Source organism: Acinetobacter psychrotolerans (assembly GCF_048552595.1).
GTDB lineage: Bacteria > Pseudomonadota > Gammaproteobacteria > Pseudomonadales > Moraxellaceae > Acinetobacter.
In genome coordinates, this window is record NZ_JBIMDK010000021.1 from 23,912 (window position 1) to 36,997 (window position 13,086).

The following is a 13,086-nucleotide window of genomic DNA, read 5'->3' on the forward strand; positions in this document are numbered from 1 at the left end:
ATATTTTTAGATGATTATTCAATTAAAAACAACCACCAATATTAAAAAAGAGCGGTCGAAACCGCTCTTTTTTGAATTATTTACGTTTACGCTGAATTGCGTGTATCGCACGTCCATCCACAGCAAGCGCTGCTTCGTGTACAACTTCTGAATACGTTGGATGAGCAAAAGTCATCAATTGTAAATCTTCAACAGAAGATACAAATTCTAATGCAATCATACCTTGGTGAACGATATCTGAAGCACCAGGGCCAATGATATGCATACCGAGTAAACGATCAGTTTTTGCATCTGCAACAAACTTCACGAAACCAGCAGATTCATTTGCAGCTAAAGCACGACCATTCACCGCAAATGGGAATTGGCCTGTTTTAACTTCATGACCTTTCGCAGCAGCTTGTTCCTCAGTTAAACCTACCCACGCCGCTTCCGGATGTGTGTAAATTACGCTGATGATTGTATCGTAATTGATTTGAGCAGCATGACCGTGCATACGTTCAACTGCCATTACGCCTTCTTCCATTGCTTTATGTGCAAGCATTGGACCACGTACTAAGTCACCAATTGCATATACACCTTCAATAGAAGTTGCACACCAATCATTTACTTCAACCAAACCACGTTCAGTCAGTTTAATGCCTGAATCTTCAGCCAATAAACCTTCTGCATATGCTTTACGACCGACGCATACGATTAACTTATCGAATACTTGAGTCTTGTCTTCGCCCGCTTGGTTATATTGTACAGTCACTTCACGACCGTTAATTTCTGTACCAGAAACTTTTGCACCAATACGAATCTCTAAACCTTGTTTAGTCAAAAGCTTTTGATAATCTTTCGCTAAAGCTTTATCTGCCATTGGTAAGAATGCATCTAATGCTTCAAACACAACAACTTCTGAACCTAAACGACGCCATACTGAACCAAGTTCAAGACCAATTACACCCGCACCAATCACGCCTAAACGTTTAGGAATTTCTTGGAATTCAAGTGCGCCAGTAGAATCAACAATTAAGTCTTCATCCACTTTCGCTACAGGAATATTAACTGGTACGGAACCCGTTGCAAGGATTACAAATTTAGGTTCTAAAACTTGAACTTCATTGCCTTCTAAAGGCGTGAATTCAACTTTTTTACCTGCGAGTAATTTGCCCGTACCTTGTAACCATTCAATGCCATTACCTTTCAGTAATTGAGCAACACCGCTAGTCAAGTTATCTACAACTTTATCTTTACGAGCAAGAAGCTTTTGAAGATCAAGTTGAACATTTTCAACTGAGATACCATGCACATCTAAGCCATGAAGTGTATCTTCATAGTGATGAGATGAATCAAGAAGTGCTTTAGAAGGGATACAACCCACATTTAAGCAAGTACCACCTAACGATGGTTTCCCTTTATGAATGCGTTTTTCGATACAAGCAACTTTGAAACCAAGTTGAGCAGCACGAATCGCTGCTTCATAACCACCTGGTCCACCGCCAATTACAACTAAATCAAACTGAGACATGTTATCTCCAAGCAATCTCCCTAAGTCCTCCATGTTCTAAGAAGGACTTTCCCCTGTTTTTAAAATGGGGGGCAGGAGAGATTGTTAATAAATTAAAGTATTAAAGATCAAGAATAAGTCGAGCTGGTTCTTCTAACAATTCTTTGATTGCTACAAGGAAACCTACCGCTTCTTTACCATCGATTAAACGGTGGTCATAAGAAAGCGCTAAGTACATCATTGGCAAGATTTCTACTTGACCATTTACAGCCATAGGACGTTCTTGGATTTTATGCATACCCAGAATTGCCGTTTGCGGTGTATTTAAGATCGGAGTAGATAACAATGAACCGAAAGTACCACCATTAGTAATGGTGAACGTACCGCCAGTCATATCTTCGATACCAAGCTTACCATCACGCGCTTTGCCAGCGTATGCACGGATGCCATTTTCAACTTCAGCATAGTTCATGCGGTCTGTATCACGAAGAACAGGAACCACTAAACCACGTTCAGAAGAAACAGCAACACCGATGTCATAGTAACCATGGTAAACGATGTCTTCGCCATCAATTGAAGCGTTAACAGCAGGATAGCGTTTAAGTGCTTCAGTTGCAGCTTTTACGAAGAATGACATGAAGCCTAGACGAGCACCATGACGTTTTTCAAATGCATCTTTAAATTGTGCACGCATGTCCATGATTGGTTTCATGTTAACTTCATTAAATGTAGTCAACATTGCAGTTTGCTGAGTTGCAGCAAGCAGACGTTCAGCAACACGCTTACGTAAACGAGTCATTGGAACACGTTTTTCGATACGCTCACCCACAGCAACACTTAAAGGTGCAGCAGCAGGTTTAGTTTGATGATTTGCAACATCTTCTTTAGTGATGCGACCACCACGACCAGTACCATCTACATCAGATGCAGCAATACCCGTTTCAGTTAATGCTTTACGAACTGCAGGTGCTTGGTCAGCAACTTGAGCACGCTCAACAACAGGAGAAGCGCCTGCTTCAGTTTGTGCAGCAGCTTGTTCAACTTTCTGTTCAGATTGAACTGCTTGAGTTTGAGCAGCGCCAGAAATAGCACCTTCTTCAAATATTGCAATAACTTCAGATGAAAGAACTGTATCGCCTTCACCTTTGATGATTGCAGAAATAGAACCATCAGCAGGAGCAACAACTTCCAAAACTACTTTATCAGTTTCGATATCACAGATCACTTCATCACGTGAAACTGCTTCACCTGGTTGTTTGTGCCATGTTGCAATTGTTCCATCTGCAACTGACTCTGGGAATACCGGTGCTTTAATTTCGGTTGCCATTATTTAGTTTCTCCTGATTGATCAGCTACAATCGCAAGTGCGTCATTCACGAGCTGAGCTTGTTGTTTTGCATGTAAATAAGGTGAGCCACATGCAGGTGCAGCCGAAGCGTCACGCCCTGCGTAGCTAATTTGAATTTGTTTACTACCTTTCATTACGCCTTCGTATAAACGAGGAGCAATAAACAACCATGCGCCTTGATTCTTCGGTTCTTCTTGACACCAAACAAGTTCTTTCATGTTTGGATACGCTTCAAGAACTTCAGCAAGACGTTGTTCTGGGTATGGATACAACTGTTCAACACGTACAACTGCGATGTTCAAGTTTTGTTCACGACGTTTTTCAAGTAAGTCGTAATAAACTTTACCACCACACAATACAACACGTGTTACATCTTGTTTGTTGATTTGATCCACTTCATCAATCACAGTCTGGAATGTACCAGTTGCAAGCTCTTCTAAGGTTGAAGTTGCAAGTTTGTGACGAAGCAATGACTTCGGTGAAGTCACGATCATCGGTTTACGAATTGGACGAACCGCTTGACGACGCATTGCATGGAAAATCTGTGCAGGAGTCGTTGGCGTAATCACTTGCATATTTTCTTCTGCACAAAGCTGTAAGAAACGCTCTAAACGTGCTGAAGAATGCTCAGGACCTTGACCTTCATAACCATGTGGAAGAAGTAATGTTAAACCACAAACACGTTCCCATTTGGTTTCACCAGATGAGATGAATTGGTCAATAACCACTTGCGCACAGTTAGCGAAATCACCGAACTGAGCTTCCCAAATCACTAAGCTTTTTGGCAATGTAGTTGAATAACCATATTCAAAAGCAAGTACAGCCATTTCAGACAATAAAGAGTCATAAATTGCAGTACGTGGTTGGTTTTCTTTGATATGACAAAGAGGAATATAAACCGAACCATCAACCTGGTTATGCAGTTTTGCATGACGATGTGAGAATGTACCACGACCAACATCTTCACCCGTTAAACGAACCAAATAACCATCATCTAGAATAGTTGCATAAGCTAAAACTTCTGCCGCACCCCAATTAAGTGGCATTTCACCCGTTTGCATTTTCAAGCGATCATCAATCACTTTAGAAACTTGGCGTTGCATGACGAAGCCTTCAGGAAGCTCACGCATTTTTGTACCAAGTTCTTTTAAACGCTCGATTGGGAAAGTGGTATCCCAAACGTCTGTGTAGTCATGACCTAAATAAGGTTTCCAATCTACAAACATTTTTTCGTTTGGTTCCAGAACCAAAGCATTGGCAACGTGATTACCTGCTTCCAAATCTTCACGATATTTTTCAACTAATGCATCTGCAGAAGCACGATCCAATACTTGTTGTTGTACCAGTTGGTCTGCATAAAGCGTACGTGTGGTAGGCTTTTTGCTAATCACTTGATACATCATTGGTTGAGTTGCTGCTGGCTCATCCGCTTCATTATGACCACGACGACGGTAGCAGAACATATCAATCACAACATCTTTACGGAATGTATGACGGAAATCATGTGCCAATTGTGCAATAAATAATACAGACTCAGGATCATCACCATTCACATGGAAGATCGGTGCTTGGATCATTTTTGCAATGTCAGTACAGTATTCTGTAGAACGTGCATCACGTGGATCAGATGTTGTAAAACCAACTTGGTTATTCACAACAATATGAACTGTACCACCAACGGTATAGCCACGAGTTTGCGACATTTGGAAGGTTTCTTGGTTAACACCTTGACCCGCAAATGCAGCATCACCATGAATAATTACTGGTAATACATCATCACCACCAATGTCTTTACGACGTACTTGGCGTGCACGCACAGAACCTTCAACCACAGGTCCAACGATTTCTAAATGCGATGGGTTAAACGCCAATGCCAAGTGAACTTCGCCACCTGGGGTCATTACGTTTGAAGAAAAACCTTGGTGATACTTAACGTCACCAGAACCTTTCTTATGAATTGATTTACCTTCAAACTCACCGAACAAATCAGCTGGGTTTTTACCCATAATGTTCACAAGTAAGTTTAAACGACCACGGTGTGGCATCCCGATAACAACTTCTTTACAACCTACAGAACCTGCACGTTGAATCAGTTCGTTCACCATAGGAATAAAAGATTCACCACCCTCTACACCGAAACGCTTAGCACCTACATATTTATTGCCTAGGAATTTTTCTAAGCCTTCAGCCGCAGTTAAACGCTCAAGTACATGCTTCTTTTGATCCGCAGAAAAACCGAATTGACCACGAGCACCTTCTAGGCGCTGTTGGATCCAACGTTTTTCTTTAGTATCAACAATGTGCATATACTCTGCACCAATAGAAGCGCAATATGTTGCTTCCATTGCGCTGACCATTTCGCCTAAAGTCGCTTCAACTTTACCAATCGCTAGATTACCTGCATTAAATACAGTGTCTAAATCTGATTTGGTTAAACCGTGCGCAGCAAGATCTAAGTCAGGCACGTCTTCACGTTTTGCTAAACCTAGTGGATCAAGTTTTGCTTTTTGGTGACCACGGTTACGATACGCCGCGATAAGTTGTAACACACCAATTTGACGACGTTCGTGATGAGTACTTACTTCACTTTGTACGACAGCTTGAACTCGATTTGAATTACGACCTAATAATAAGAATTGCTCACGAATATTTCCGTGTGGTTGATCACCCTTTGGAAACTTATCGAAATATTGACGCCAATCCTCACCTACTGAGGTTGGAGAAGAAAGGTACTGTTCGTAAAGCTCTTCAATATACGCTGCACTATCAGCGGAAAGTTCAGTGTCAAGACGCAATGCGTCAGCAACTTCTTGCATTTGTGGACCCATTTCCTATTGCAAAAACATTAGAGGGTGCTTTTTAAGCACTCCCATGATTGATAATGCCAAATCGGTAAATTGACATTCACCCATCAGGCACAAAAATACCGTGGGGCGTTATACATCATTAGTTAATAACTAATGTATACAATGAATCATAACACCCGTAATGGCATCATCACTCATTTATACCCAACCGCAGCTGAGCAATTTTTTGCAAATCGACTTAGAAAAAACAAAGCAACGATTTATTTTTTCTAAAGCGATTTTACGATTAACTCATAAAATAGTTATAAACCGACCTTATTCCAGTTTATGTTGAAAATATGTACAAAAATTAAGTACTTTTTCCACATATAGTGATTTGTTAAATCCTAACATGAACTGCCGCTTCAATTGATTTTTTTGACACATACCACCTATAAATTGGCGAAATACATATAAAGAATAATCGAATATCATCCGCCCTTTTACATAAAATTATGATCATCTAGATCGTAATTTCCGATACTTTTCAAAATTCAATAAAAAAGCGCACATCACCAATGATATGCGCTTTTTATAACAACAGTATTAACCAGCTTGGTCGAACAACATGCTACGGATATGACCGATTGCTTTTGTTGGGTTCAAACCTTTAGGACATACAGCGACACAGTTCATAATCCCTTTGCAACGGAATAATGAGAATGGGTCGTCAAGACGTGCTAAACGGTCTTGAGTTGCAGTATCACGAGAGTCAATGATAAAGCGGTATGCATTTAACAATGCAGATGGACCTAAGAATTTATCTGGGTTCCACCAGAATGATGGGCATGAAGTTGAACAACATGCACATAAAATACATTCATATAGACCATCTAAATGATCACGCTCTTCTGGAGACTGTAAACGCTCTTTCGGTGGCGCAGGCTGATTATTGATTAGGAATGGCTGAATTTTGTCATACTGATCGTAGAACTGAGTCATGTCCACAACTAAATCTTTAACCACTGGCAAACCTGGTAATGGACGAATCACGATTTTTTCAGGTAAATCGTTTAAGTTCCATAAACAAGCAAGACCATTTCTACCATTGATGTTTACACCATCAGACCCGCAAATACCTTCACGGCAAGAGCGACGGAATGTTAATGATTCATCTTGTAATTTTAACGCAAGAAGTGCATCAAGCAACATACGGTGCTTGTCTGTCAATTCAAGTTTAAAAGTTTGCATGTACGGCGCTTTATCCTTATCAGGATCGTAGCGGTAGATTTCGAATGTACGAGTGCCTCTACTCATCTTTATTCTCCCGATTAGAATGTACGTGGCTTAGGTTCAATAGCTTCTACAGTCAACGGGCTGTAACGTACTGGTTTGTATTCTAAACGGTTATCGCTCGAATACCACAAAGTATGTTTCATCCATTCATCATCACGGCGACCATATGAATATGTCGGGTGATCCGCTGGTAATTCATAATCAACAACGGTATGCGCACCACGACACTCTTTACGAGCAGCAGCAGAAATCAAGGTTGCTTTTGCTACTTCGTATAAGTTTTCAACTTCCAAAGCTTCAACACGTGCAGTGTTAAATACTTTAGATTTGTCTTTTAAGTGGATATTGCGAACACGTGGTGCAATTGCAAGAATCTGTTTAACACCTTCGTCAAGCAAAGCTTGAGTACGGAATACACCTGCGTGATCCTGTACGATATCACGGATTGCATCTGCAACTTCTTGTGCATTTTCACCAGACGTTGAATTATCAAGATGGTTAATACGAGTCATCGTATTAACAAGTGCATCTGTTGGAACTGGCGTATATTCATCACCGTGATGTTTAGTCACGTAATCGATAATGTGCTCACCCGCAGCTTTACCAAATACAACCAAGTCAAGCAATGAATTTGTACCTAAACGGTTTGCGCCATGTACAGATACGCAAGAACATTCACCAATTGCATAGAATCCTTTTACAGGAACTGTGTAGTTCATTGAACTATTGGTTGTGTACTCTTTAGTTGCTTGATCGTAACCCGCATAAAAACCAGCTTCATTATTCGCAGATTCAGGAATAACAACCTGACCGTGAATATTGGTAGGAATACCACCCATTTGATAATGGATTGTCGGCACAACTGGAATCGCTTCTTTGGTAATATCTACGTTTGCGAATTTTTTACCAATCTCAAATACAGATGGTAAGCGCTTCATAATCGTATCAGCACCCAAATGAGTCATATCGAGAAGGATATAATCACCTTTAGGACCACAACCACGACCTTCTTTGATTTCTTGGTCCATAGAACGTGATACGAAGTCACGTGGAGCCAAATCTTTCAAAGTTGGAGCATAACGTTCCATGAACGGTTCGCCGTCTTTGTTACGAAGGATTGCACCCTCACCACGACAACCTTCAGTTAACAATACGCCTGCGCCTGCAACACCCGTTGGGTGGAACTGCCAGAATTCCATATCTTGCAATGGAATACCTGCACGAGCTGCCATACCAAGACCGTCACCAGTATTGATATAAGCATTTGTAGATGCGCGATAAACACGACCTGCACCACCCGTAGCAAACAAAGTCGCCTTCGCTTGGAATACCGCAATTTTACCCGTTTCTTGGTCAATTGCAGTTACACCAATCACAGTACCTTCATCATTACGGATCAGATCAAGTGCAATCCATTCAACGAAGAACTGAGTACCCATTTTCACGTTGCTTTGATAAAGCGTATGTAAAAGCGCGTGACCTGTACGGTCAGCAGCAGCACATGCACGTGGAACTGGCTTTTCACCATAGTTTGCAGAGTGTCCACCAAATGGACGTTGGTAAATCGTACCATCCGCATTACGGTCAAAAGGCATACCCATGTGTTCTAATTCATAAACAACTTTAGGCGCTTCACGACACATAAACTCGATTGCATCTTGATCACCTAACCAGTCAGAACCTTTTACTGTGTCATAAAAGTGATAGTGCCAGTTATCATCTTGCATATTACCAAGAGATGCACCAATACCACCTTGTGCCGCAACAGTGTGAGAACGTGTTGGGAATACTTTGGTTAGCACTGCAACTTTCAAACCTGCTTGAGCAAGTTGATAAGAAGCACGCATACCTGAACCACCACCACCAACGATGACTGCATCGAAAGCTTGGCTTGGAATATTTGAATAATCTTCTTTAGGGGTTAAAGCGCCCATGACATCTTCCTATCAATTCGCCCAAAAAATCTGGATTGCCCAGATCGCATATGCAATAACAGCAATAATCACTGCTGATGTTAATACAATGCGTAAACCTGAAGCTGAAGGACCCATCTGACGAGTAGTCACATAATCTGTGAATACTTGCCACATACCAATCCAAGCATGTGCAACAAGAGATAAGACCGCCAATAAAGAAAGAATCTTCATTGGTAATGTCATCATAAAGCCGTACCACTGTTCAAATGTAAAACCGCTATTGCACAGGATCCAACCAAATACAACAACAGTATAAACAGCCAGTACAACAGCACTTACGCGCTGGACAAACCAATCACGAGAACCTGAACCCGAAAAACCAGTAGCACTTTTCATTAGAGTACGATCCATACAAATGCTGCAACAATACCGATTGCAGACAAGATTAATGCGATGGTAGATGCAACTCGGCCACTTTGCAGTTCTTCTGCAATGCCTTGGTCAGCAAGCAAATGTTTAATACCCGCAATGAAGTGGAAAATTAAGCCAGCTACAAATACCCATACAACAAAGCGCACAATGAAGCCACCGAGAATTGCCTGAACTTGAGCAAAACCTTCTGGTGAAGACAATGATTTGTCTAAAAGCCACAAAATTACCGGTACGAGTAAAAATACGATGACACCAGAAAGACGGTGTAGAATTGATGCAATAGCCACAGGGGATTTTAAGTTTACGTCTAAAACTTGACCCATGGACAAATTGACAGGTCTGTTGCTTTTCACAGCGGGCATCCTGTAAGTAAAAACTCCATCCGGAGTTTGTTGGAATTAATTCGAAGGAAAGCTAGCATTGTCAGACAAAATTAATTGCCTGAACTTTAAACGACACTGAATTATAAAACGTGAACAATCAAAACACAAACCGTTGAAATTGGCTTTTTCCTTAAAAATCACTCAAATAAGAATCATTTACAACAAGTTTGAAGCCAATCCATTCGATTAGCCCCCCTACTAAAATGCTATCTCATTATTTTTTAACACATTTAGATATTTCATTGATGTACATAATTACCACTTATATTATTTTTATAAATTTAGACTAAAGAACAAGGTACAAAAAAATGTCCTATTCAATTTTTCTATATGATCTATAACTATTTTTATCAGTGGAAACTTCATATTATTTACAATAAATATGCTCATTTTAACCCAAGTACATATTTTCCGAATAAATATGAATCATTTTTTCACTTGATTTAACTGAGCAGTTTATAATAAGAAAGAACTACTTAGCCTGTGAATTACTTATTTTAATACGTCACGAAATAGTCTCATTGTGGAATAAAGCAACAAGTGATTTGTATTTCCACCTTGGTTTTGGTTATTTTTTAAACCAAGAGGGTTCAAATTGAACTATTTTTTAATCAAATAATATTAAAAATGAAAATAAATATTTCATCCAAATCTTCGATTATTTTTCATTCCAATAGCATGGAATAATAAAGGTAAGTCGTGAGATTTAGGTGGTTTTAGACGATTTACAAACTTTCTGTTTTATTCGAATATTTTTGCTCATTTGGCAAAAAATAGTGCTTTTTGTCTGCAATATGAATTATTTTTCTGCACCTAATCTAGAATTTACCTTATTATACTGTGCGGCGCTGAAACACGATGGTCAAGCAAGTTATTTTTTAACTAAGCTACTATGGAAACAACATTTTTTAATCCATAAGTATAATTGACAAAGTTTCAGTACCTACTAAGCTTAATAGCAATTTTTGATCCGTCTGACTTGTGCATTACAAGATGACCAAACAAGTTAGATAAAATATACTCACCAGGACAGGAGATCTATTGAATGTCTGAAGCAACTGGCAAAAAAGCCGTATTACAGCTTGATGGCAAAGCAATTGACTTACCAATTTACAGCGGCACATTGGGCCCAGATGTAATTGACGTTAAAGATGTATTGGCCGCAGGGCACTTTACTTTTGATCCTGGTTTTATGGCTACAGCTGCTTGCGAGTCTAAAATTACTTTCATTGACGGTAACAAAGGTGTTCTTTTACACCGTGGCTACCCAATTGATCAACTTGCAACTAAAGCTGACTATTTAGAAACTTGCTATTTATTATTAAATGGCGAGCTTCCAACTGCTGAACAAAAATCTGAATTTGACGCAAAAGTTCGTAACCATACAATGGTTCATGACCAAGTTAGTCGTTTCTTCAATGGTTTCCGTCGTGATGCTCATCCAATGGCGATCATGGTTGGTGTAGTTGGTGCGCTTTCTGCGTTCTATCACAACAACTTAGATATCGAAAATGTTGATCACCGTGAAATTACAGCGATCCGTTTGATTGCTAAAGTTCCTACGCTTGCAGCGTGGAGCTACAAATATACAGTTGGTCAACCGTTCGTTTACCCACGTAACGATTTGAGCTATGCTGAAAACTTCCTGTACATGATGTTTGCTACACCAGCAGATCGTGATTACAAAGTTAACCCTATTCTTGCTAAAGCAATGGATCGTATCTTTACGCTTCATGCTGACCATGAACAAAATGCGTCTACATCTACTGTACGTTTAGCTGGTTCTACTGGTGCTAACCCTTACGCATGTATCGCTGCGGGTATTTCAGCACTTTGGGGCCCTGCTCACGGCGGCGCAAACGAAGCTGTTCTTAAAATGCTTGATGAAATCGGCACTGTAGAGAACGTTGCTGGCTTCATGGAAAAAGTGAAAACTAAAGAAGTTAAACTGATGGGCTTCGGTCATCGTGTTTACAAAAACTTCGATCCACGCGCAAAAGTAATGAAAGAAACTTGCGACGAAGTGCTTAGCGCGCTTGGTATCAACGATCCTCAACTTGCGCTTGCAATGGAACTTGAACGCATTGCATTGTCTGATGAATACTTCATCAAACGTAACCTATACCCTAACGTAGACTTCTACTCAGGTATCATCCTTAAAGCGATTGGTATCCCAACAGAAATGTTTACTGTTATTTTCGCGCTTGCACGTACTGTTGGTTGGATCAGCCACTGGTTAGAAATGCACAGCGGTCCTTACAAAATCGGCCGTCCTCGTCAGCTTTACACTGGCGAAACTCAGCGCGATATCCAAGGTCGTTAATTCGAAAGAATTGATTGATTTAAAAAAACCACCCTTTTGGGTGGTTTTTTATTGTCTATTACAAACTTAGCTCAAGCATTCTTGAATTTTCTATTCATGCTTAGTAACTTTTTTCTAGTTATTGCTAACGTAAATATAAAAATCCTAAGTATTCAAACTAAGGTTAAAAGTTTAGTATTAGAATATAAACCTAATTTTTATCATAACTTTGAATAAATACTGCTTAGCGACCCCATTCCATTTTTGCCATATAAGGACGAACTTTTATAATACGTTGAATGTTGGTCTTCTCTATTTGTGTTAATTGGCTTTCGACATTGGTACTGCATGGCATATACCAACTATCATTTGCAAATTGGCTAGCGATTTCTTTATTGGCAAATGAATAACCATGACGTGCGTAAATTTCATTACGCATCCAATCTAAATCTTGGGCAGGCATTTGTAAATCATCATCTTTCAATAAGCGTTGTGAAGCCGAAGGATAATCACCTACATCTTTTTGATAACGACATTGTTGTGGTTTTAGATCAAAATATTTAGGTTTTACATTTCCAGCCACAGACTCCCAACTTACATCTAAACGATTAGGTTGGTTTGAATCCACCACAAAAGTAAATATACCACTACTTGCCTTTGCGCCACTTTCAGTCGCAGTCATCTTATAACCTTGTGGAGTAGCTTGAACCTTACCTGTAAAATTTTGTTTGTTTTTCCCTAAAATGCTATAGCCTTTCACCTGATTACGATCTATAGACTGGATAAATACAGCAATTTTTTGATCATCATATTTACCTGACCAAGATTGCTGTAGTTGTTTAATATCAAAAGCATAAAGATTTTGCATCAACAATATATTTATACCCATCACGGCAAACACTACTTTTTTCATTGTTATTCCTTTTTGTTTATAAACAATCATTTTGCTTCACATTATAAAATGTAAGCTGAATGTTTTAACTTAGCCTAATATTTAACTTAGATTGTAAGTTAAACTTTCACTTTTGTGATAACGAAGATCGTAACGTTTTTCAAAGATTAAGTTTTACAATCAGCTCAATTTATTCAAAAAATTAGCTTAGAAGTAAAATAATATTCATAAAGCGATTGGTT

9 protein-coding genes are annotated in these 13,086 nt (G+C 39.5%); 1 reads left to right on the top strand and 8 read right to left on the bottom strand.

Annotated features, from left to right (window positions below; translation table 11 throughout):
* Positions 1-76 precede the first annotated feature (76 nt).
* From lpdA to sdhC, 7 genes are all read right to left on the bottom strand, one after another.
* Positions 77-1,510, bottom strand: a complete 1,434-nt coding sequence (gene lpdA / locus ACG94X_RS14885; protein ID WP_419384489.1) for a dihydrolipoyl dehydrogenase — start codon at positions 1,508-1,510, stop codon at positions 77-79.
* Positions 1,511-1,610: 100 nt separating this feature from the next.
* Complete coding sequence (gene odhB, locus ACG94X_RS14890; RefSeq protein ID WP_419384490.1) at positions 1,611-2,816, bottom strand: 2-oxoglutarate dehydrogenase complex dihydrolipoyllysine-residue succinyltransferase; 1,206 nt, start codon at positions 2,814-2,816, stop codon at positions 1,611-1,613.
* Positions 2,816-5,653: a 2-oxoglutarate dehydrogenase E1 component gene (locus ACG94X_RS14895; RefSeq protein WP_419384491.1), complete on the bottom strand. Its 2,838-nt coding sequence runs from the start codon at positions 5,651-5,653 to the stop codon at positions 2,816-2,818. The genes odhB and ACG94X_RS14895 overlap by 1 nt, the downstream gene beginning before the upstream one ends.
* A 576-nt stretch (positions 5,654-6,229) precedes the next feature.
* Complete coding sequence (locus ACG94X_RS14900) at positions 6,230-6,940, bottom strand: succinate dehydrogenase iron-sulfur subunit (protein ID WP_419384492.1); 711 nt, start codon at positions 6,938-6,940, stop codon at positions 6,230-6,232.
* A gap of 14 nt (positions 6,941-6,954) precedes the next feature.
* The gene (locus ACG94X_RS14905; protein ID WP_419384493.1) at positions 6,955-8,853 is read right to left on the bottom strand and encodes an FAD-binding protein; all 1,899 of its coding nucleotides are present in this window, start codon (positions 8,851-8,853) and stop codon (positions 6,955-6,957) included.
* Between the two features lie 12 nt (positions 8,854-8,865).
* Positions 8,866-9,231 carry a succinate dehydrogenase, hydrophobic membrane anchor protein gene (gene sdhD / locus ACG94X_RS14910; protein WP_419384494.1) on the bottom strand — a complete coding sequence of 122 codons (366 nt, stop codon included), beginning with the start codon at positions 9,229-9,231 and terminating at the stop codon, positions 8,866-8,868.
* Positions 9,231-9,629, bottom strand: coding sequence for a succinate dehydrogenase, cytochrome b556 subunit (sdhC, locus tag ACG94X_RS14915; RefSeq protein ID WP_419384495.1), 399 nt, complete (start codon positions 9,627-9,629; stop codon positions 9,231-9,233). The genes sdhD and sdhC overlap by 1 nt, the downstream gene beginning before the upstream one ends.
* 1,066 nt (positions 9,630-10,695) lie before the next feature.
* Between sdhC and gltA the strand changes: the two genes are divergently transcribed.
* A complete protein-coding gene (gene gltA / locus ACG94X_RS14920; RefSeq protein ID WP_419384496.1) occupies positions 10,696-11,973 on the top strand; it encodes a citrate synthase in 1,278 nt (425 codons plus the stop codon).
* Positions 11,974-12,196: 223 nt separating this feature from the next.
* Here gltA and ACG94X_RS14925 read toward each other — a convergent pair whose 3' ends face one another.
* Positions 12,197-12,865 carry a YARHG domain-containing protein gene (locus ACG94X_RS14925; protein WP_419384497.1) on the bottom strand — a complete coding sequence of 223 codons (669 nt, stop codon included), beginning with the start codon at positions 12,863-12,865 and terminating at the stop codon, positions 12,197-12,199.
* Positions 12,866-13,086 lie beyond the last annotated feature (221 nt).